A 23,302-nucleotide genomic window follows, 5' to 3' on the forward strand; every position below is an offset into this window, starting at 1 on the left:
CACGACGCTCCCACCCTCCGGTGTGACGAATCGGTCGAACTACGCGATAGCGTCTTGAGCAGACGTCGCGATCCGGAGGGCTGCAAGATTTCTGCACCGACTACAGAACTGAATGTGGCACCTGGCTCGATCGTCGTGGTGCGTGACGAGGAGTGGCTGGTCACGTCCGCCGAGCAGGGCTCCGACGGCTGGCTGATCAAGGGCCGTGGACTGACCGAGTTGGTCAAGGACACAACAGCAACGTTCTACTCCAGCCTGGACACGATCGAGGTGCAGGACCCGCGCGACGCGCAGGTCGTCGCTGATGGCTCGTCGGGATATCGCGACTCACGTCTGTGGCTTGAGGCTCTTCTTCGTAAGACTCCGTTCCCCTACGGCGACCAGACCCTCACCGTGTCCACGCAGATGCTCGCGGACTCGCTCGGCTACCAGCGCGCCGCGGTCGCGAAGGCTCTGGACCCGCAGCACATCCGCCCGCGCATCCTGATCGCCGACGCTGTAGGTCTGGGCAAGACGCTCGAGATCGGCATGATCCTGTCGGAGCTGGTTCGACGCGGCCGTGGCGAACGCATTCTCATCGTCACCCCGAAGCACGTACTGGAGCAGATGCAGCACGAGCTGTGGTGCCGCTTCGCGCTGCCGTTCGTGCGGCTCGACTCGGCTGGCATTCAGAAGGTGCGGCAGAAGCTACCGGCCACCCGCAACCCGTTCACCTACTTCAAACGGGCGATCATCTCGATCGACACCCTCAAAAGCCCTCGCTACAAGGCGCACCTGCAGCGACAGCACTGGGACGCGGTGGTGATCGACGAGTCGCACAACCTGACAAACGTCGGGACTCTGAACAACGAGCTGGCACGTGTGCTGGCACCGAACACTGAAGCGCTCATCCTGGCCTCAGCAACCCCCCACAACGGTCGCGAGGAGTCTTTCGCCGAGTTGTTGCGTCTCCTGGACCCCACCGCTGTCGCGGCGGACGGCTCGTTCACCAAGGACGACGTCGCCTCACTGCTCATTCGACGACACCGGCACCATCCGGAGGTTGCGGCCGAGGTGGGCAGTGACTGGGCTGAACGAGCCGAACCGGTACACAAGCTAGTGGATCCGTCGCCCGCCGAAGACGCCGTCGCCAGTGAACTCGCCCAGACGTGGTTGCACCCAGAGAGTGGCCGTTCTCCATACTCAGGCCAGACGAAGGCTCTCTTCCCGTGGACCCTGGCCAAAGCGTTCCTCTCCTCCCCTGCTGCACTCGCAGAGTCGATCAGACAGCGTCGAACCAAGCTCGACACGTCTGTCCCGGAACAAGCCGTTGAGCTCGCCGCCCTCACCACTCTCGACGAGCTGAACGCAAAGGCGCTTAACGACTCAACCGGCAAGCAGGCGGCCCTCGTTCGGCGGCTCAAGGAGATCGGCGTCGGCGCCAAGTCGCCGATGCGAGCTGTGGTCTTTGCCGAGCGAGTGGCCACCCTTCGGTGGCTAGCCGATCACCTGCCCAAGCAACTCGGGCTCAAGCCCGAGAACGTCGCGATGCTGCACGGCGGTCTGTCCGACGTCGAACAGCAGGAGATTGTCGACAGCTTCAAACTCGAAACCTCGCCCATCCGGTTGCTGGTTACTGGCGATGTCGCCTCCGAAGGCGTGAACCTGCACTCGCAGTGTCACCACCTGATTCACTTCGACATCCCGTGGTCGCTGATCCGCATCGAACAGCGCAACGGCCGCGTCGACCGCTACGGGCAAAAGCATCCGCCGGTGATCTCGTCACTCATCCTTCAACCGTCGGACCCCGACTTCTCCGGTGACCTGCGCGTGCTGTCTCGCCTCCTTCAGCGGGAGAACCAGGCGCACGGGACCCTTGGCGACGTAGCGTCCCTCATGGGCAAGCACTCCGTGACCGACGAAGAAAACGCGATCCGCGACGTCCTGATCGGCAAGTCCACCCTCGACGAACAGATCCGCGACGTCGAGGACGTGGCCGCCGGCGACGATCTGGACGCGTTCTTCGCGCAGTTCGACCTCGAGGAAACCCCAGACGACGACCCGACGGCCGCGCTGCCGCAGGCCCCACGGCAAAGTCTGTACCCCGATGACCTCACATTCCTCGACGAGGCTCTCAAGGCCGCGTTCCACGACGTCCCGCACGCCACGCTGGAGGCAGGTGGCGTCGGATGGAGGGTGCATGCTAACCACGCGGTCGCGGAGCTGACTCCGCCGCGGGATCTGCGGCAGCGTCTCGGGCAGCTGCCACAGAACTACCTGCAGCACGGCAAGGTCCTCGAACGTCTCACCCTCGCTACCTCCCCGGAGGTCGGCAACGCGCAGCTCGCCGCGGCCCGCGAGGGCAAGGGCGTCGCAAACACGACGTGGCCGGAGGCGCACTACCTGGGACCGCTGCATCCAGTGCTGGACTGGGCCAGTGACCGCGCGTTGAGTGCGTTGGGCCGCAACCAGATCTTCGTGATACGCGGCGACGTCGACTCCCCTACGGTGTTGTTGATGGGGACATTGATGAACCGGCGCGGCCAGCTCATCTCTCGGGTGTTCTCGACGGCCGAGTTCCCTAATCCGAACAACCCTTCGTTCTGCGCGGTCGAGACGCTGCCGAACCTGGACTTTCTCACCTCCGATACCGGACTGCGGCCGGGGTCGGCTAACCCCGGCGCGGTCGTCGACGCGGAACGGTATCGGGCGCTGGTTCCGATCGCAGTGGACGAAGCATCGACAGCGATGCAGATGGTGCTTGCTGCACAGGAGTCCGCTGCTACCGAGCGGCTGGCACGGTGGCGGCGGCGTGCTGATCGGTGGCGCACGGGCGCCGAACATCTCGAACTCTTCGGTGGTCAGCGAAAGAAAGTGGACACCTTGTCTCGCCGGATCGCGGAGGAGCAGCGCCTCGCCGAATCCCTCGCCCCCACTCAGCAATTGGTGCGGCCGCTGTTACTCATCGTTCCCAACGCCTCCGGAAAGGACCAGTAGGTCGTGGCGTCTTTCGATTCCATCGTCATCGGCGAAGACTGGATCAGCGAGCACTACTTCACCACGGACTCGGCGAAGGAGTCGTTCCAGGGCAAGGTGTTGGAGCTGCGCAAGTTGTGGGATGCGGAGAAGAAAGAGGGTCGGACGACGGTCCGCGACGATCTGCTCGCTGCCGCTGGCGCCCTGCAGACCGCGCTCGCCGGGCTGGCGGAGAGCCCGGACGCCGCACCGGAGGCGCACGCCCTCGCCCGGACCACGTTCGGGTACCCGGCCGTGCTGGCGACGTTCACCGCCGATCGTGCCGGCTCCGAACTGGAGATCCCGGACGCGAAACTCGACGGCACTTCGAGCGTGCTGTTCCTGCAGGCGGTTCCGGTGGCGTCGATCGAGGATGTGCTCGATCCGGAGACGGGGCTCCTGATAGCGCCGGCCGTCGAGGACGGCAAGCCGATCGATTCGGCGTCGAAGGCGGTGTCAGCGGCGTTCCGCTCGGATGCACCGCCGGCGTTCGTGGTTGTGCAGGCCGGGCAGTGGCTGCTACTCGCCGAGGCCGAGCGCTGGGCGGAGGGCCGCTACCTTGCCGTGGACCTACTCGTCGTTGCGGAGCGTCGGCACGAAGCGAAGGGTGGCGAGATCGACCGCGTCGCCGCAGTGTTCGGACGGCAGGCGCTGCTGCCGGATGCGGACGGCAACATCTGGTGGGCGGGGGTGCTGGAGGATTCGGTCAAGCACACCGTCGGGGTGTCGAAGGATCTGCGCGAGGGCATCCGGCTATCCATCGAGATCATCGCCAACGAAGTGGTTCGTCGCCGCGCTGCGAAAAGCCTGACACTCGACGGGATCGACGGGCAAGACCTCGCGAAGCATTCGCTGCGGTTCCTCTACCGAATCCTGTTCCTGCTGTACGCGGAGGCATCGCCGGAGATGCGGGTGCTGCCGACCGGCGCCGCGGAATACGAGGAGGGCTACGGCCTCGACCGGTTGCGGGAGCTGACCCTCACCGAGCTGGTATCAGAGCAGGCCCGCACCGGTACTCATCTGTACGAGTCGCTGGCGACGCTGTTCCGACTGGTCGACCGGGGGCACTCGCCGGCAGTGCGGGAGAACGTCGCGGACGATCCAGCACCGGGCCTGCAATTTCAGCCGCTGCGCGCCGACTTGTTCAAACCCGAGGCGACGGCGTTGATCGACGAGGTGGGCCTAGGCAACGAAGCGACCCAGCGAGTGCTTGAGCACCTACTGCTGTCGAAAGAATCGAAGGGACGTAAGGGCGCCGAACGCGGCTTCATCTCGTACGCGGAGCTGGGCATTAACCAGCTTGGCGCAGTCTACGAGGGACTGATGAGCTATACCGGGTTCTTCGCAGAGGAGGATTTGTACGAGGTCGCAAAGAACGGTGACCCGGAGAAGGGTTCGTGGGTGGTCCCGGTAGGCCGCTCTGACCATCTCGACGAGAAGGACTTCGTCCGCGCGGTCGACGAGGCGACCGGCGAGGAAAAGCCGGTGCTGCACCGCAAGGGTACGTTCGTGTTCCGGCTCGCCGGCCGCGAGCGCCAGCAGTCGGCGTCGTATTACACCCCCGAAGTGTTGACGAAGTTCGTTGTCTCCCAAGCACTCGAAGAGCTGCTCGACCAGAACGACGAACGCACAACACCTGAGCAGATCCTCGACCTGACCATCTGCGAGCCCGCCCTTGGGTCGGGTGCGTTCGCGATCGAGGCCGTCAGGCAGTTGGCGGCCGAGTACCTGAAGCGCAAGCAAGAGGATCTGGGCGAGCTGATCGACGCCGACCAGTACCCGCTGGAGTTGCAGAAGGTGAAGGCACACATCGCGCTCCACCAGGTGTACGGCGTGGACCTCAATGCCACCGCCGTGGAGTTGGCGGAGATCTCCCTGTGGTTGGACACGATGGTTGCCGGTCTGCAGGCGCCCTGGTTCGGTCTGCATCTTCGTCGCGGCAACTCGCTGATCGGTGCGCGGCGATCGGTGTATGCGCCGAGCCTGCTGACGAAGAAGCAGTGGCTCAAGACACCGGCCAAAGACGTACCGCTCTCGTCCCCCGTTGAACCGTCCCCCTCGCCGGTTGAGCCTGGTCGAAACCCCATTGGCGCCGGCATCCACCACTTCCTTCTTCCGTCCGAGGGCTGGGGCGCGGTAATCGACACCGCCGAAGCCAAGACATATGCACCGGAGAAGCGCGAGGAACTGCGGCTGTGGCGTAACAAGATCCGCAAGTACCCGAGCAAGGACATCAACAAGCGCCTCGCCGCGCTCGCGCAGCGGGTAGAGACGCTGTGGGAGTTCACAATTCGCAGGTTGACGATTGCGGAGTCGGAGATCCGTCGCGACATTCACCTGTGGGGTTCGGACCCCGTCGACCACTCGTCCGTGGTAACGCGCGAGCAGATCGAGCGAGTGCTGCACGACGAGGACGGCGCGTACCGCCGAGTGCGTCGGGCGATGGATGCATGGTGCGCAATCTGGTCGTGGCCGCTGACCACGGACATCGAGCCGCCAGACTGGGATCAGTGGGTCGGTGGCCTGGAGGCAATCCTGGGTGTGCCGCCGAAAGCCGGGAAGTTCGAGAAGTACGGCCAGACCAGCCTCGCCGGAGACATGAGCTGGCGGGAACTCGATGTCGCTGAGGACGCTGATCGTACTTTCGCGCAGGCGCTGCCGATTGAGAAAGCGCTCGACAGCTTCCAGTGGCTAAGTCTTGCCGCCAGCATCGCTGACACGCAGGGCTACTTTCACTGGGAACTGGACTTCGCGCCGGTCTTTGCGCGCGGCGGCTTCGACCTGCAGGTTGGAAATCCGCCGTGGGTACGGCCCGACTGGGACGAAGCCGGGGTACTGGCAGAGTTCGACCCATGGTGGCAACTCGCGGACAAACCTGCCGAAACGATCAAACGACGCAAACGAAGAGACGCCCTCGATCGATCAGAATTACTGAGAGCCTTTCTCGACGAACGCGCCGAACAGTCTGCCGTCACAGAACAGCTGGGATCAGGTGTCGACCGACCAGTGCTGGCGGGACTTCGAACTGATCTGTATCGGTGCTTCATGGATCAGACATGGCGTTCCGCGGCCCCGAACGGCATTGTTGGCCTGATTCACCAAGATAGTCATTTCACAGAGCTGCGCGCAAAGAGTCTCCGGCAAGCAGCATACCGACGACTACGGCGACACTGGCAGTTCAGGAACGAACAACGGCTCTTCGAGATACACAATGCGATCGAGTACGCAGTACACATTTACGGCAGGGAGCTAGAACCACGCTTCATGCAAGCATCCTCGCTATACCATCCCGACACCGTCTCTAGGTCGCTCAACCACGATGGGTCTGGCGCAGCACCTGGCATTAAGGACGATGTTGGGGACTGGGACCTGCGTCCCCACGCGCAGAGAATAATCGAAGTAGACAAATCAGTGCTGTCCACGTGGGCTAATCTGGTTGACGAACCGGGGACGAACGCCCTCGACGCTCGCATTCTCTACCCAATCAACGCCGCAAGCGCACGAGTTCTGGGCAAGATGGCGGCCGTGCCAAGGCTGGGTGAGGTCGATTTTGACTGGACCTTCGGCTGGAACGAGACCACAGATCGCCAACGCGACCTATTTATATCAAAGTCTGCAATCGCAAGCGATTGGAGAGACGTCATCCTTCAAGGACCACATCTGACAGTATCAAATCCGCTGTACCAGACCCCAAATGAGACTATGCGGAGCAACAAAGATTACTCGGAAACTGCTCTCGACCTGATCGAAACCAACTACATCCCCAGAACCAGCTATCAAATCGCCAAACCCTATGATGAGTACATTTCAGCCTATCCCAAATGGGACAATCGCCCAAGCTCAGAATTCTTTCGGCTCGCCTGGCGAAGAATGTGCAACTCAGGAAATGTTCGGACAGTCCACCCAGCGATAATTCCCCCTGGGCCGTGCCATATGCACCTTGTATTATCCGCAAGAATCAGCAACACCCGGGACACAGCTTTAGCAGCAGGGTTTTGGTCATCACTCGCGGTGGACTTCTTCGTCAAGGTTGCAGGCGTCTCGGATCTCACGCAGAATGTCATTCGCCGCTTTCCGCACGTACAAGACCACCCTCTTAGTTCACAACTCCTTCTTAGAAGCCTTCGTCTCAACTGCATCGTTGAGCCGTACGCGCCACTATGGGAGGAGCTGTATGACGATGTGTGGCAGCAGGATTCGTGGGTTCCGGGAGTTGGTGTCGACTACGTCAGCCGCACCCCGCTCGGTAAGGCCGGCAGGCACTGGGAGTGGGCAACGCCGCTGCGCCGCGCCGCCGACCGTCGCCAGGCCCTAGTCGAGATCGACGCACTCGTCGCGGTCATGCTCGGGATCACGGCGGAGGAGTTGTTGACTATCTACCGCACCCAGTTCCCGGTCCTGCAGAAGTACGAGCGCGATGCCCTGTACGACGCAACCGGCCGTCAGCTCCCAGCCAAGCTTGCCTCCGAGTACCGCAAGAAGGGCTCGCTCAGGCCGGCTAACCTCACCGTCGACGGCATCACGTATCGGGAACCATTCACCGGCGTCGACCGCGAACGCGATATGGAAGACGCCCATAACTACTTCACAAACCTCAAGTCTGACAATTGATTTCAAAGGAGATGCATGAGTATCGAGGCACTCAGAGCGTTCGCGAGCAGGGACGACCTCGCGCAGTTCCATCCAAACGGCCTGCTGCTCTACGCCCTCGAGTTGCGGTTCGATTTGGAAGATGTTGCAGCTATAGCTGCAACATCTATCACAGACGGCAAAGGCGACCGCAAGTGCGATTTAGTCTACATTGATGCAGAAACCAGTGTAGCGGTTCTCGGCCAAGGCTACCTCGCCGCTGATGCGTCGAAACCAGAAGCCCCGTCGAATAAGGCGGCCGATCTCGGTATTGCGGCAAGCTGGGTATTAGGGAACGAGCGGCCCGCCGACCTCAGTTCAGGTCTGCGCACGGCGGCGACAGAGTTGCATGAGGCGATTGAACGAGGCGAGGTCGATTCGATAGAGTTGTGGTATTCCCACAATCTGAGTGAATCAAGGAATGTGGACGACGAACTAGAACGTGCAGCTCGGACTGCTAACGCCATTCTCGCTCAGCAGTATCCTGACCGAACTGTTGACGTTCGATATCTTCAGGTTGGTAAAGATACACTGAACGATTGGTACGCTAGTAAGAAGAATCCGATTCTAGTGTCGGATGAAATCAATGTTCCCACGAGGGACTGGTTCACCGAGGAGGGTGACGAGTGGAGCGCGGTATGTACCTCGGTACCTGCAACCTGGCTTCACGGTCTATATGAGGAGCACCTGGACCGACTCTTCTCGGCCAATGTGCGGGGATACATGCCAAGACGGCGCTCTGCTCAGAACATCAATTTCGGGATAGAGCAAACCGCTCGAGATGAGCCTGGGCGCTTTTGGGCCTTTAATAACGGCGTTACGGCGCTTGTCAACAGTTTCGATTCTGATAAAAGAACGGGTAAGCTCAAGCTCTATGGCATTGCGGTTGTGAATGGCGCTCAAACAACCGGGTCGTTGGGTCGAGTCGATAAGGAAAGACTTGGAGATGCGAAGGTGATGATTCGTTTCGTCCAATCCTCGAACCAGAGGTTAGTTGAGGACATAATTCGGTACAACAATAGTCAGAACCAGATTAAGCCATCCGATTTTCGGAGTGGCGACCGAATTCAGACAAGACTCCGAGAAGAGTTTAAATCGATTCCCGACTCTCTCTATCTAGGTGCTCGACGCGGTGGAAGTGACGACCGGGCACGAAAGCCGTCCAATCTCGTTCCGTCAGACACTGCTGCTCAAGCTATTGCAGCGTTCCACCAAGACCCTACGACCGCGTACCATGACCTCGCCAGTATCTGGAATAGAGACCATGTGTATGCCAAATTCTTTTCAGATCACACCAGTGCTGAGCATATAGTCTTTTGCTACTCGCTTTGGCGTGCAGTCGCTGCCCGCAAGGCAGAGTTGAGTGCACTCGACACCGAGGAGCAAACATCAGATGATCGTGATGCGCTTGACTATCTCCGACGGCGCGGTTCTCTCTACCTCCTGGTTGCGGCTATAGCTAATTCGGCGGAGACGTATATTGGCCGCGCGATACCGAATGCATTTGCACTGTCATTCGGTCGTAAAGTGAGCCCGGCGACGGCGACCGACTATTGGATGCCCCTTGTAGACGCATTGCTTCCCTTCGCGTCTTCGCAGCTCGGTCCGGCTTTTGATGATGGTGGTGTCCGCCGCAGAGAGACTGTGAGATCTCATGTGGCAACCTTCCGAAGCATTGTGGCGTCTACGAAACGTGCTAACTCGATGGTGTTTTCAGAGTTCGCCGAGAAAGTCGCTCCTTTCTAGGACGTCGCCGTTCAAGGGAGGATTCCTGACGCGGAGATTTCGACAACGGTTTAGGTTGTTGTGCATACCAGAATGGTAGCGATCGCCTGAACGCTAGGTTGACGACCCAGCTATGTCGATAGTTGCTGAGACAGATCAGGCCAAATCGAGTTAGTTTAGGAGATGTTTCATGGCCGCCTTGCTGCCGACCTTGCAAACGAGGGAGCTCCGCGCAGGTCTCACCGACTACCTCGCGACCACGTTTGCCCTCACCGACCCCGATGCCCAGGGCGCGCTATCGGACTTCGTCGGCCACCCCGAAACCGGCATGTTCAAGGGCCCCTACGCCCGTCTGCGGCTACCGTTCGCGCCAGCCGGCGGCAACTTGGGCATGCACATGGACTGGTGGCCAAAGGGATTCACCCCCTATGGCCACCAGGCTGCCGCCTTCGAGCGGCTGTCAACCAAGTTCCAGAAGCGTCCGCAGCCGACCCTCGTCACGACCGGCACCGGCTCCGGCAAGACCGAGGCTTTCCTCTACCCGATCCTCGACCACGTCCTGCGCGCCAAAGCCGCTGGCGTCACCGGGATGAAGGCGCTCATCCTTTACCCGATGAACGCGCTCGCCAACGACCAAGCCGAACGCCTTGCCCGTCTCATCACCGAACACCCCGAACTATCGGGTGTCTCCGCCGGCCTCTACACCGGTGAGCAGTCCACCGGCGGTCGCACCAAGGTGACCGACGAGGGCCTCATCACCGACCGCTCGCTGATGCACGCCTCTCCTCCGGACATCTTGCTCACTAACTACAAGATGCTCGACCACCTGCTGCTGCATCCCGACCGGGCCGACATCTGGCGCCTCTCTGCGGACTCGCTGCAGTACGTCGTGCTCGACGAGTTCCACACCTACGACGGCGCCCAGGGCACCGACGTCGCCATGCTCCTCCGCCGCCTCGGGCTCACCGTCAAAGCGCACTGGACCGACACCTCCCCCGTCACCGACGACGACCGCGGCCGCCCGCTCGGGCGCATCACCCCCGTCGCCACCTCCGCCACCCTCGGCTCTAAGGCCGAACCCACCGCCATGCTCGGCTTCGCGCAAACCGTGTTCGGCGAACGGTTCGACACCGACGCCGTCATCGGCGAAACCCGACTCACCGCCGCCGCGTGGCTCGTCGATCGCGACACCGCACTCGAACGGCTGTATCAGCCCATCCAGACGCCCTCGGTCACCGACGCAGTAGAGCGCCTCGACGGTTTCGCCGCTGGCTCCCCCGGCAATGCCGCCCTCACGACCGCTGTGCTCGCCGAACTGTTCGAGCGGGCGGAGGTCTTCGAGCGCACCGAACTGTTCGCGGCCGCCGACGACCTCGACACCGAACGTCGGCTCACCCCCACCGATCTGCGCCACCTCGAATACGTCGAGCAGCTGCATCTGTTCAAGAGCCACCCCTTGCTGACCCAACTCCTCGACCACGCTGTCGATGCAACCTCCCTCGCCGACCTCGCGCCCGCAGTGTTCGACACCCCCGCGACGGACCACGACGCCCGCCGCATCCACGCCGCGCAGCAACGGTTCCTCGATTACCTGTTCGCCGCGCTCTCCCATCTCCGCGCCGAGATCGGCCGCGACGCGCTGAATGTCGAAGTGCACCTGTGGATTCGGGAACTATCCCGTATCGACAGGGCCGTCGCCAACAGCACCTCGTATCGCTGGTCCGATGACGGTGTCCACGAAGACGGCAACGTTATGCACCTCCCGGCGCTGTACTGCCGGCACTGCGGACGCTCCGGATGGGGTGCCCGCCTCGCCCCCACAGGCCACACCCTCGACGTCACCGACGAATCCATCCGCGCCGACCACGCCGCCGGCGCCTCCCGCTTCCGCGCCCTCATCTCCGCGCCAGCCGAGGCCCTGCTTACCGCAACTTACCCCGACGAGCACATCGAGGGCCTGCGCTGGTTCCGCATCGATGACCGCGAAATCACCGGCACCGCACCCGATCCCGAGAGCACCGAACAGCTCGAAGGCAAGGTCCTGCCGGTGCTCGTCCTCGTCGGCGAGAACGAGGAGGAGAACTCCAAGAACGACATGTGCCCGGCCTGCGGTGCCGCCGACGGCATCCGCTTCCTCGGCAGCGCCGTCGCCACCCAACTCTCGGTGACCCTGTCGAACCTCTTCGGCGATGCCCGCCTAGACGCCGACGAAAAGAAGGCGTTGATGTTCACCGACAGCGTGCAGGACGCCGCACATCGTGCCGGCTTCGTGCAGGCCCGTTCCCACACTCTCAGCCTGCGCTCCACCCTGCGCAGCGCCATCGGCAATACCACGCTCACCCTGTCAGAACTGTGCGAGGCCGTCATCGCCCGCGCCGGCGACGACCCAATCCGCCGCTACCACCTACTCGGCCCCGAGATCGTCGACCACGACGAGTTCGTCCCCTTCTGGAAATCAGACGCGTCTACCGCGGCCCGGAAGAAGGCCACCACCAAGGTGCTGCGTCGCATTGCATTCGACATCGACATGGAGTTCGGTCTGCAGTCCCGTCTCGGACGCACTCTCGAACTCACCGGCAGCGCCGTCGCCGAAGTGGACCTCGGCGGCACGGAACGGCCCGTTCGGCTCGGCCGCGCCGCCCTCAACGCCACCGAACACCAACTGGCGCTCGAGGCACCCGCCCCGGCGGCGATCACCCGCTGGGTTCGCGGCACCGTCGAACGCGTCCGCACCCGGGGAGCCATCCATCACCCATGGCTCCGCAAGTACGTCGAGAAGGATGCTAATCGCCGCTGGATTTGGGGAGCTCGCCCCAAAGGCGAAGGCATGCCCGCCTTCCCGACGGGCCGACCCGCAGCTGCGTTCCCTGCCGTCGGATCACGCTCGGTCCCCGAAGGATTCGACGCCATCACCGCGGCCTCATCTTGGTACGCCCGGTGGGCCTCGCAATGTCTGGGCGTGTCCCCACTCGACGGAAGTTTCCTCGCCCGTTCCCTGTTCTCGGTACTCGCCGAGCAGCGCGTCCTCACCGCGGTCCTGACCGAGAGCGGCCTCACCGCGTACGGGCTGCCTGCTGCCGCGATCGTGATCTCCGCCCCGAACGACGACGACCTCGCCGCCGGCCGGCACCTGTTGGTGTGCAGCGTCTGCCAGACACCGACGCCCGGCTCGGCCACCGTTGTCGACGAACTCGACGGCGCCCCCTGCCTTCTCGTTCGCTGCCCGGGGTTTCTCGCACGCGCGCCGAAAACGCAAAACTTCTACCGCCGGCTGTATGACAGCGCTGAAATGAAACGTGTCGTGGCGCGCGAACACACGTCGTTGTTACCCACTGCAACTCGACTCAGCTATGAGACAGCTTTCAAGCGCGGCGGTGCCGATCCACAGGCACCCAATGTCCTCGTCGCCACCCCCTCTCTTGAGATGGGCATCGACATCGGTGATCTGTCGACGGTGATGCTTGGGTCACTACCCCGGACCGTGTCGTCGTATCTGCAGCGCGTCGGCCGCGCGGGACGTCTCACCGGGAATTCGCTAGTTCTTGCTTTTGTACGCGGGCGTGGTGAACACCTGCCCAAGCTGTACGATCCAACCTCGGTCATCCAGGGGGACGTCCGGCCGCCCGCTACGTTCCTCACCGCCGAAGAGATCCTGCAACGCCAGTACATCGCGCACGTGATCGACCGGCTCGCCCGCGACCCCAACACCGTCACTCCCCGAGGCGCCCGCGCCGTGCTTGGCAGCTTCGATCCCGGTAGCTGGATGGCCGACCTGCTTACTGCCGTTAGCACCGATGCCGACGCGCTCCTCGACGGTTTTTTGGCTCAGTTCAACGAGGTGCTCGACGACGAGTCACGAGGCTCGCTGCGTACCTGGGCCACACCCGGACCCGATGGCTCGCCTAGCGAACTCGTCGCGGACCTCCGAGAGGCTGTACATCGCTGGAACCGGGACCTCACCGAGCTCACCGCACGCCGCGCCGCCGTCGAAGCTGAGATGCCAGAGTTCGAGCGACGGGCATCATCGCCTGCCGCCACGGACGACGACTTACGAGATCTGCGAACCGCGAAGGGGTCACTGCGACTGCTCGGCGGCCAAATTCACGACCTCACCGACGATTACTGGATCAGCGTCCTCGAACGCTACGGGGTTCTCCCCAACTACACCTTGCTCGACGACTCCGTCACCCTGGATGTGGGAGTCACCTGGATTGACCCCGACACCAATCAGTACATGGGCGAGGCCACCAGCTACCAGCGCGGCTCCCGCGTAGCGCTGACGGAACTAGCTCCTGGCGCCACCTTCTACGCGCAGGGCCTGGCGGCCCGGATCGATGCCGTCGATCTTGGTGCCGGCGAGTCCAACATCCACACTTGGCGACTCTGTCCGCAATGTGGCTGGGCAGGAATTACACTCGCCGGCGAGGAACCACCAACCGTCACCGCGTGTCCTCGTTGCGGAACCACATCCATTGCAGATGTGAGCCAGCAGCTACAGGTGGTTGAGATGGCTCGTGTCTCCGCCGAGGTGCGCCGAGACGAAGCGTCGATCAACGACTCGCGCGACGAGCGGCACAAGGAGTCGTTCACCGTCGTCACCGCTGCGGACATCGATCCGGTGAACGTCGATCGCGCATGGTTCGTCGGCGGACTCGAGTTCGGCGCCGAGTATCTACGCCGCTTGGATGTTCGATGGTTGAATATGGGCCGCCGCACCTCTCAGGGCGGTACCCGCACGATCGCCGGACAAGAAACCACAACAGGGCTTTTTCGCGTGTGCTCAGCTTGTGGCCAACTTGACCGTGCCGCCGGCCGCAATAGCCGTTACGAGCACCGCAGCTGGTGTCGTCATCGCAATGCGGCGACCGAACATGTCCGAGAAATCGCTCTGGCCCGCACGCTGCGCACCCAGGGCGTTCTACTTCATCTGCCACGAGCGCTGGAGTACGACCCGTTCGCACACCCGAGCCTCAGCGCGGCGATTCTTCTGGGACTACGCCAGGTCATCGGAGGATCCCCCGAGCACCTCGACGTAGCCACGATTCCCGATGCCCTTCACGCCCCAAGCCAACGAGCGCTACTGATTCACGACACGGTCCCGGGCGGCACCGGCTATCTGGCCGAGTTCGCAGACCCCACGAAAGTCTGGTCCGTGCTCGACGCTGCGCGAACAGTGGTCCGCAACTGTGACTGCGCGGAGCACGATCGATTGGCCTGCCACAAGTGCCTTTTGCCGTTCGCTCCGCCGCACGACCTCGACAAGGTGTCTCGGAAGACCGCGGCGCGCGTACTGGATGATCTCCTTGCTGTGGACGGCGACGCGGAACCCAATCGAGAGACGTGGTTCGCGGACGTGACCGAGTCGGCACCGTCCAGGCCAATCGGCAGCGAAGAGTCGCCACTCGAGAAGGAGTTCTACGTCGCGTTCATCGAACGTCTCCGCGCAATGGGTGCGACGGTCAATGAAACTCCAGGTACCTACGGACCTTCTGCGACAATCGTGCTACCCGGCAAGAAGATCCGCACGTGGAAGCTCACCCCGCAGGTTCATATGGTCAATGCCAAACCCGACTTCGAACTTGCGACTACCGATCCCGAGATTCCACGAATCGCAATCTTCGCCGACGGCCGTAGGTTTCACGCCGTGCCAGACTGCAACCGCGTCGCCGACGACGCCGCCAAGCGAGCCGTCCTACGCGACAGCGGACATATCGTCTGGTCGTTTGGACATGAAGACCTTCAGCGCTTCAAAGACAAGGCAGCACCGGCACCGCCGTGGTTCACCGAGCAGGCCGCGTCGAAGATCATGGCCGCCGGCAACCTCCGGCCCACCGTCGTCAAACTGCTGTCCGCTGACCCCATCACAACCCTCCTGTCGTTCCTCACGGACCCCGATCTCGACACCTGGGAGCAGGTGGGCCGGTGGGTACCGATGATGTTCGTCGGCGGCGGCACACGGGCAAAAGGAGACGGTGACTCCGTCGGTGCCCGAGCTCTCGACCTGCTGGACGGCAAGACTCCGCACTTTGGCGACGGTGTCGACATGTGCTGGTCGTACATCGATGGGCCGTTGGTTGCCGCCGCCACCATGCGGCCCAGCACTCGGACTACTAACGCTGTCCTTGCGCTCGACGACCGAGACGACCGGTTAGAAGTCCTCGACGGGCATGCCTGGAAAGAATGGCTGCGCCTGTCCAACTGGCTGGGCCTGAGCCGTAACCATCGGATCACCACACGAAGCCTGCTCGACCAGAACGATGCGGCGCCAGCCTCGGCGCCCACTTCTGCTGATCTAAGCCATCACTGGCGGGTCGCCTTCGACGCCACAGTGTCCGATGCGGAGAAGCAGCTGGTACTAGCCCTCGCCGCGGCGAACGTTCCAGTGCCGGAGCTTGGCTACGAGACAGACGACGGCAACGTAGTTGACTTTGTGTGGGTTGACCACGGGATCGGCGTTTTGCTCGATCCCGACGAGACGACCGCCCATACGATGTCGGATGCGGGTTGGACAATGTGCCCGCCGGATGCTGAGGCGATCGCAACCGCGATAAGGAATGGGGTGTCGTAAATGGCCAACTTGGTCATCGCGTCGAACACGAAGGCGATGAAGAAGCTCGACAAGACCATCAAGGACAAGGTCTGGGCCTTCATCGAGAAGCTCTCAGCGGATCACACCGCCCCCGGCCTTCACATCGAACCCCTCAACGGAGCAATCGATCCTCGAGTACGCACCGGAAGAGTCGACCTCAACTTTCGGGCGATCCTGTTCAAGGTCGACGACAAGCTCGGCGACGAGCCCACATTCATTTACATGGGCACCTGGCCGCACGACGAGGCCAACAAACTTGCAGAGCGATCCCAGCTTCGAGTCAACCCCATCAACGGTGTCCTCGAAGGAATCATCGGGGAACTCGACGGAGACGATGATCGCAAGAAGCGCACAGTCGTACCGGACCGGAAAGGCGAGCTCGATCGCGTGGTGCGAGCAGAGTCGAAGCCCTACCTCGCCGAACGGTTCAGTCTCGCCGACCTCACTGACCGACTCGGTCTTGATTCCGATCTCGCGGAACGGGCGCTCGCTGCGTCGACTGAGGACGTCCTTGTCGACATTGCCGCTAATGCGGTCGGATGGCAGGGCAGCGCGCTCCTCGACCTGGCTACTGGGTTGCACATCGATACGATCCGAGAGAAGCACGGCTTCACGGACGCTCCGGTCGACGAGGACCTCGATGAGGACGAGAAGATCCTTAAGGCACTCGAGCAACCGGCATCGAAGATGCAATTCACCTTTGTTGAAGACGATGAAGAGCTCCGCCGGATCATCGAAGGTGGCGACTTCGCGGCCTGGCGCACCTTCCTGCATCCAGAACAGCGAAAGTATGTGGAGAAGGACTTCAGCGGGCCATTCCGACTGTCCGGTGGCGCCGGTACGGGGAAGACTGTGGTCGCGATTCATCGAGCACGCCACCTCGCGAATTCGAATCCCAACGCGCGCATAGTGCTTACGACCTACAACAAGACGCTCGCAGCAGACCTCAAGTCGGCTTTGAAGACGCTCGATCCGAATGTCGTTGTGGCCGAGCGCCTTGGTGAGCCAGGTGTCTACGTGACCGGTATCGATGCCCTCGGAAATGCTGTAGTGAACCACGCAGGCGATATCTCAGCCGCAGCAGAGAACGTCTTTGGGTACCAGGGCGCAGAGCTGACCCACAACCGAACCAGCTCTGACAAGGTGTGGCGCGACGTCGTGCAGTCTGTCAGCAGCGGACTCGATGCCAAGCTAGCGACGCCGGGGTTTCTTGAGAACGAGTATGTGGCTGTTGTTTTGGCGAACCGCATCACAAACTTGGAGCAGTACGCGAAGGTCGCGCGGCCGGGCCGCGGCGTGAGACTGAGCAGGCCTCAGCGGATCGCAGTGTGGAAGTTGATCGAAGCGTTCCGTCGACAGGAGAGAGTCGATGGCAGCCTGAGCTTTCCGGAGGTGCTCGCGCTCGCTGCAGAACACTTGCGACTGCAGGTCGAAGCGGGAGGCGACTACGTCGCCGACCATGTGCTTGTCGACGAGGCCCAGGACCTTCACGCTGCGCATTGGGCATTGCTCCGAGCTTTGGTAGCGGAGGGGCCTAACGATCTGTTCATTGCCGAGGATTCGCATCAGCGAATCTACGGGCAGCCAGTTGTGTTGTCGAGGTTCGGAATCAAGATTGTCGGGCGGGCGCGACGCCTGACGCTGAACTATCGAACCACCGCCCAGAACCTTCACTTCGCGGTGAGCATCCTGTCGGGCGCTGAGTACAAAGACCTTGAACAAGGCGAAGAGACGACGGAAGAATATCGATCTGCGCGCCTGGGCCCGAATCCTCGGCTCGTCGAATGTACCTCTGCCGCGGACGAACTCGACAGGGTTGCGGAGCTGGTCCAGTCTTGGATTGATGAGGGTGTCGACAAGTCCACGATTGCGGTGTTGACAAGGGGCCAGAACGACAGAAGCCAATTCGTGCGAGCCCTTGGGGAGCGCAACGTCGAAGCACGGGCGCTCGACAACAACCCCGCGGCTTCCGGGCATGTGCAGGTACTGACGATGCACCGATCCAAAGGCATGGAGTTCTCGCGGGTGGTCCTCGCTGGCGTCGACGCCGGGCACGTGCCGTCAGCGGCGACGCTCCGTTCGGTTCCTGAGGAGGAGAAGGCCGAGGCACTGTTGCGCGAGCGGTCGCTTCTGTATGTCGCGGCGTCGAGGGCGAGGGATGAGCTTGTGGTGACCTGGAGCGGGAAGCGGTCGGAGTTGTTGGCTGCGAACGCGGTCTAGAGACCATCGAAGAGCTACGACAACAACGAGGGATACAAATGGCACTCATCAGATCGCTGGAGCCCGGGAAGGGCGGTGCCCGGCCGCCACAGTCGGAAGTCGACGGGACGTACGTCGTCGTGGACGACCCCGATCGAGGGAAGATTCTCAAGATCACAACGTACGGGTCTGACATGCGGAAGTCGGGGCCCAAGCCGAGCCAGGTCATCGAACTAGATGAGGAAATGGCGCGAAAGCTAATCAATGTACTACAGCGTGAACTAAACATATTTAGCCGGGATACTCATGTCCCCGCACAGGCGAGCGAGTGAGAGTTCATGTCCTTTCAGACGCCCAAAACCATCGAAGAGATGCTTTCTGCGATTCACACGCACGAATATTTGATGCCCGCTATTCAGCGCGAGTTTGTATGGGACGCCGACCAGATCATCCGCCTGGTAGACAGCTTGATGCGCGGATACCCCGTCGGCTCGTTCCTCCTATGGGACGTCAAGTCGGAGACCGCCAAGTCCTACACGTTCTACGAGTTTCTGACGCACTACCACGAGCGCGACTACCCTTACGCCGGGAAGGCTACAGTACCAGCCGGGGCCGGTACGACTGCCGTTCTTGATGGCCAGCAACGACTGACATCACTTAACATTGCGCTGTATGGCAGTCTGTCGGAAAAGAAAAAATACGCTTGGTGGAATAGTCCCGACGCGTTCCCGACCAAACGTCTCTACTTGAACCTGGTTGATGATCCGAAAGGCGAGGAACTCGGCCTTCGATACGATCTCCGATTTCTCACTGACAAGGAATCCGCAGCTGAAACTGATGCTGAGGATAAGTGGTTCCGTGTGGGGGACATACTCTCCCTCAGCAACTCGGGACCGGCCATGACGAAGGCAGTCGGTGACCGTCGGATCGCTAATATACCGGATGCACACCAACGACTCTACGACCTTTACGAAGCAGTTCGCGTGCTCAAGCCCATGAACTACTTCCTGGTCACTGACCAAGATCCAGATAAGGTCCTCGAGATCTTTGTGCGCGTAAATAGCGGCGGGACGACGCTCTCGTACTCCGACCTCCTGCTGTCGATGGCGACAAATCAATGGCAAGATCTGGATGCACGGGAAGAAGTGCGTTCCCTCGTAAGTGAGCTGAACAGCAATGCCGGACGCCAGTTCTCGTTCACCAAAGATGTTGTGCTTAAAACAGCACTTACAATTTCGGAAGTAGATGTTCGGTTCAAAGTTTCCAATTTTACGCAAACAAATATGACGAAAGTCGAGAAAATCTGGCCTGACATAAAGGGGGCACTCCTTCGTGCGGCGACGCTTTTACAGCAGTTTGGTTACCACGAACGCAACCTCACGGCCAACAGTGTTGTCATTCCACTGGCGCACTACCTTCATTTAAGGAAGGCCAGTGACTCGTACCTCGACTCAAGTGCGGACGCAGCTGATCGACTCGCCGTCCAGAGATGGGTGACTCGTTCTCTAATCAAGCGTGGTATCTGGGGATCGGGGCTCGATACCTTACTAACCCGGATACGGGACGTTCTGAATAATGAAGCACAGAGCGGCTTTCCGGCGACGGAGATCGAGGGTGCGATGGCAGCTTCAGGCAAGAGTCTGACGTTCGACATTGCTGAAATTGACGAGCTGCTGAACCTCAAGTACGCAGGCCAGCGAACCTTCTCGGTGCTCTCGGTGCTCTACCCCGGCCTCGACCTGGGGAAAAAATTCCATGAAGACCATATCTTCCCCAAGTCTCAATTCACGCGGAGAAAGTTGACTGACGCGGGCGTACCGCAGGACAAGATCGACGACTACTTATCGACGGTAAATCTTCTGCCAAATCTACAGTTACTAGCGGGCACCGCAAATATTGAGAAGCAGGATGCCATGCCGAACGCCTGGACCCGGCATGCATTCCCGAATGAGGTAAAGCGGATCCACTACTTGCAGGAGAATGATCTCTATGACCTGCCATTGCATCTCGAAAGCTATCTAGAATTTTTCGAAGAACGACGTAGTAGAATTCGAGACAGGCTTGTCGAAGCGCTCGGCTCGACTCCCGGCCAGGAATGAGAAAAAGGTTCGGAGTTGTCTTACCGAGCTACTTTGCGTGTAAGCCCGCCCCTCACAAATCCGAGCGAGTAAGCCGACCGTCTGAGTTCTGGGCGAAGTCGAAGAGCTCGACGAAGAACTTACCAGTATCGATCGCCTCCCAATCCTCGATCTCGCGCGAAAACTCGTCGTCTGGATCCATTGGAATCCAGTCGGATTCGTCTCGCTGAAAGCAGCCGTAGTCAGTAACCAGCATTAGACCACGCACTACTTGGGTGCCGTCGACGAACGCGATGTATTGGGCTTCGCTTTCATCTGTCACTTCCTGAGCTCCAGTTCGATTGCGTAGTATAGTCGGCTACCGCTTATCGCCAGTATGGCGTCCCGGGCTAGGTTCGCTTGGGTTCGGCGGTGGACCCGGAAGTCGGCGATAGTTTTGATCGCAGGAACTATTTGTCCTCCGCACGCACCTAATCTGCGCGCGCGTCGGCTTCTACGGCGAGTACTGACGACGAGTAGTCGTTTAGCGACTACCTTGCCATTTGCGCTCACACGGCCCCGAGAAATAGTTCCGGGCGACCCGCTGTCTTTTGTGAAGATCGATTGGGCCTGTCCATGGCCGTGAGAAAGTCCCCATTGGTGGCCAGGTCGAGGTCCCCGCTGGTGGCCAGATAAAAGTCCCCACCCTGTGTTCGTCGTGTCGACCCGGAACTGAAGGCCCAGGCGATGACGGTGAAGGTGCCAACCGATCACCATCACCGCCCGGGAGTTCCATTGAAGTCTGCGAAGGACCGTATGGACATCATTTCTGCTTACCGAGAACTCGGAAGCTATCGCGCCGCAGCCGAGGTGTGCGGCACTACCCACAAGACCGTCAAGCGCGTGGTCGATCGGTTCGAAGCCGACGATCAACCACCCGATCGCAAGGAACGGGCCCGCAACTACGATGCGGTGGCCCAGCTCGTCGCGCAGCGAGTCGCGCGGTCACACGGCCGGATCACTGCCAAACGGCTGCTACCGGTAGCGCGAGCGGCAGGATATGAGGGGTCGGCGCGGAATTTCCGTCGTCTGGTCGCCCAGGAGAAAACGCAGTGGCGCCGTGAGCATCACCGCGGCCGTCGCCCGGCAGTGTGGGCTCCGGGTGACTACCTGGTCATCGATTGGGCGGTGATCGGCGGGTTACACATGTTCTGCGCGGTGCTGGCGTTCTCACGCTGGCGGTTCGTTCGGTTCGCCACCAACGAAACAGCCACCACCACACTCGGATTCATTGCTGAAGCCTTCGAGGAGATCGGTGGAGTGCCCCACAAGGTACTTGCTGATCGGATGGGCTGCCTCAAAGGTGGAGTCGTCGCCAACGTTGTCGTACCCACCCCCACGTATGTGCGGTTTGCCACCCACTACGGGTTCGCCCCGGACTTCTGTCACGGCGCCGATCCGGAGTCGAAGGGGATCGTGGAGAACCTGTGCGGGTACGCGCAGTCGGATCTGGCGCAGCCGTTGTGGACCGAAGCCAAGATCGCCGCGGGTCGCGACGACGTGCAGCTGGATGTGCATCTGGCGAACCGGGCTGCGTGGGACTGGTGTGCCGAGGTCAACACTCGACGCCACAGCGATACGCTGACGGTGCCCACTGACCAGCTGGTGAGTGAACGGAAAGTGTTGGCGGCGTTACCGTCTCTGCGTGCTCAGGTCGGCCCGCCGCCTGTCACCCGTAAAGTCGACCGTCTTTCCTGTATCCGGTATGCCTCGGCCCGCTACTCGGTTCCTAACCGGCTCATCGGCGCCACCGTGACCCTCCTCCAGGACGGTGGAACGCTCCTGATCGCCGAGCCCGCCTCGGGCGAGGTGGTCGCCGAGCATGCGTTGGCTGCCCCAGGAGAGGTGGTCCTCAACGACGATCATTACGGCGGGCCACGCACACCCCTTAGTCGTGCACCACGACCGAAAACTGCTGCCGAAAAACAGTTCTGCGATCTCGGAGAACCAGCCGAGCAGTTCCTAGTCGGTGCCGCGGCGATCGGTAATACCCGCCTGGCCGGTGAACTCGATGACATCCTCGGACTCATCACCTCCCACGGCCACGAACAGGTGCTCACCGCCCTGACCAGGGCGGTGGCGTTCCGACGGTTCAAGGCCGCCGATGTGCGCTCGATCCTCGATGCCGGAGCCGGCATCCCCAACCCGCGACCGGCCGGCACAGCACTGCTGGGCCACCTGCCTACCGCCCCCACCCGCTCGCTGGATGCCTACAAACTCGGCGCCGGCGACAAGGAGGTGTCATGACCACCACAACATCGAAACCCGTTGCACCCCAGACAGTGCCACCGCTACCAACCGATCTGGATCTGGCGCTACGCCGATTGAAACTGGCCTCGATCCGCCGTAGCGCACCCGAGGTCCTACTCACCGCGAAAACTCAGCGATGGACACCCGAAGAAGTGCTGCGAACACTGGTCGAGGCCGAGATCGCCGCCCGTGATGCCTCCAACATCCGCAACCGACTCAAAACTGCCGGGTTCCCAGTCACCAAAACCTTGGAATCGTTCGACGTGGCCGCATCCTCTATCCCGGCCAACACTTTCGACTACCTGTCGTCACTGGAATGGGTTCGGGCTCAACATAACCTGGCCTTGATTGGCCCGGCCGGGACCGGTAAGAGCCACACCCTGATCGGGCTGGGGATCGCCGCAGTGCACGCCGGGCACAAAGTGCGGTACTTCACCGCCGCCGACCTCGTGGAAACCCTGTATCGCGGGCTGGCCGACAACACCGTCGGTAAAACCATCGACACCCTACTGCGCCAAGACCTGATCATCCTCGACGAGATCGGATTCGCCCCACTCGACGACACCGGCACCCAACTGCTGTTCCGACTCGTCGCCGGCGCCTACGAACGCCGATCACTCGCGATCGCCAGCCACTGGCCCTTCGAACAATGGGGACGATTCCTCCCCGAACACACCACCGCCGCCAGCATCCTCGACCGGCTCCTGCACCACGCCACCATCGTCATCACCGACGGCGACTCCTACCGCATGACACACCGAACGGAGGTACCGCCAACCTAAGAACATCCCGCACAGGG

Annotated in this window: 9 protein-coding genes; 8 read left to right on the plus strand and 1 reads right to left on the minus strand. The window is 61.5% G+C overall.

Translation table 11 applies throughout. The annotated features are described in order from the left end of the window. The first annotated feature begins 114 nt into the window (after positions 1–114). The 6 genes from KB201_RS15350 to KB201_RS15375 all read left to right on the plus strand — a co-directional run bounded on the left by KB201_RS15350 (position 115) and on the right by KB201_RS15375 (position 20,235). The gene (locus tag KB201_RS15350; protein ID WP_211539668.1) at positions 115–2,976 is read left to right on the plus strand and encodes a helicase-related protein; all 2,862 of its coding nucleotides are present in this window, start codon (positions 115–117) and stop codon (positions 2,974–2,976) included. 3 nt (positions 2,977–2,979) lie between these two features. Further along, positions 2,980–7,605 carry an Eco57I restriction-modification methylase domain-containing protein gene (locus KB201_RS15355; RefSeq protein WP_211539670.1) on the plus strand — a complete coding sequence of 1,542 codons (4,626 nt, stop codon included), beginning with the start codon at positions 2,980–2,982 and terminating at the stop codon, positions 7,603–7,605. 15 nt (positions 7,606–7,620) lie between these two features. Continuing rightward, on the plus strand, positions 7,621–9,369 hold the full coding sequence (locus KB201_RS15360) for an AIPR family protein (protein WP_211539672.1): 1,749 nt from the start codon (positions 7,621–7,623) through the stop codon (positions 9,367–9,369). A gap of 169 nt (positions 9,370–9,538) precedes the next feature. Further along, the gene (locus KB201_RS15365; RefSeq protein WP_211539674.1) at positions 9,539–15,916 is read left to right on the plus strand and encodes a DEAD/DEAH box helicase; all 6,378 of its coding nucleotides are present in this window, start codon (positions 9,539–9,541) and stop codon (positions 15,914–15,916) included. Next, positions 15,917–18,157 (plus strand): 3'-5' exonuclease, encoded by a 2,241-nt coding sequence (locus KB201_RS15370; RefSeq protein WP_211539677.1) that lies wholly within the window; start codon positions 15,917–15,919, stop codon positions 18,155–18,157. A gap of 317 nt (positions 18,158–18,474) precedes the next feature. Further along, the gene (locus KB201_RS15375) at positions 18,475–20,235 is read left to right on the plus strand and encodes a DUF262 domain-containing protein (RefSeq protein WP_211539679.1); all 1,761 of its coding nucleotides are present in this window, start codon (positions 18,475–18,477) and stop codon (positions 20,233–20,235) included. Between the two features lie 52 nt (positions 20,236–20,287). On the opposite strand, the gene KB201_RS15380 is transcribed toward KB201_RS15375, so the two are convergent. Next, on the minus strand, positions 20,288–20,536 hold the full coding sequence (locus KB201_RS15380) for a hypothetical protein (protein WP_211539681.1): 249 nt from the start codon (positions 20,534–20,536) through the stop codon (positions 20,288–20,290). 452 nt (positions 20,537–20,988) lie between these two features. Here KB201_RS15380 and istA point away from each other — a divergent pair, with 452 nt between their 5' ends. After that, positions 20,989–22,500 carry an IS21 family transposase gene (gene istA / locus KB201_RS15385; protein WP_211539684.1) on the plus strand — a complete coding sequence of 504 codons (1,512 nt, stop codon included), beginning with the start codon at positions 20,989–20,991 and terminating at the stop codon, positions 22,498–22,500. Beyond that, positions 22,497–23,285 carry an IS21-like element helper ATPase IstB gene (istB, locus tag KB201_RS15390; RefSeq protein ID WP_211539686.1) on the plus strand — a complete coding sequence of 263 codons (789 nt, stop codon included), beginning with the start codon at positions 22,497–22,499 and terminating at the stop codon, positions 23,283–23,285. Before istA ends, istB begins: the two co-directional genes overlap by 4 nt. Positions 23,286–23,302: the final 17 nt, after the last annotated feature.

The organism is Gordonia sp. SCSIO 19800 (assembly GCF_018132775.1).
In the GTDB taxonomy this organism is placed as follows: Bacteria; Actinomycetota; Actinomycetes; order Mycobacteriales; family Mycobacteriaceae; genus Gordonia; species Gordonia hongkongensis.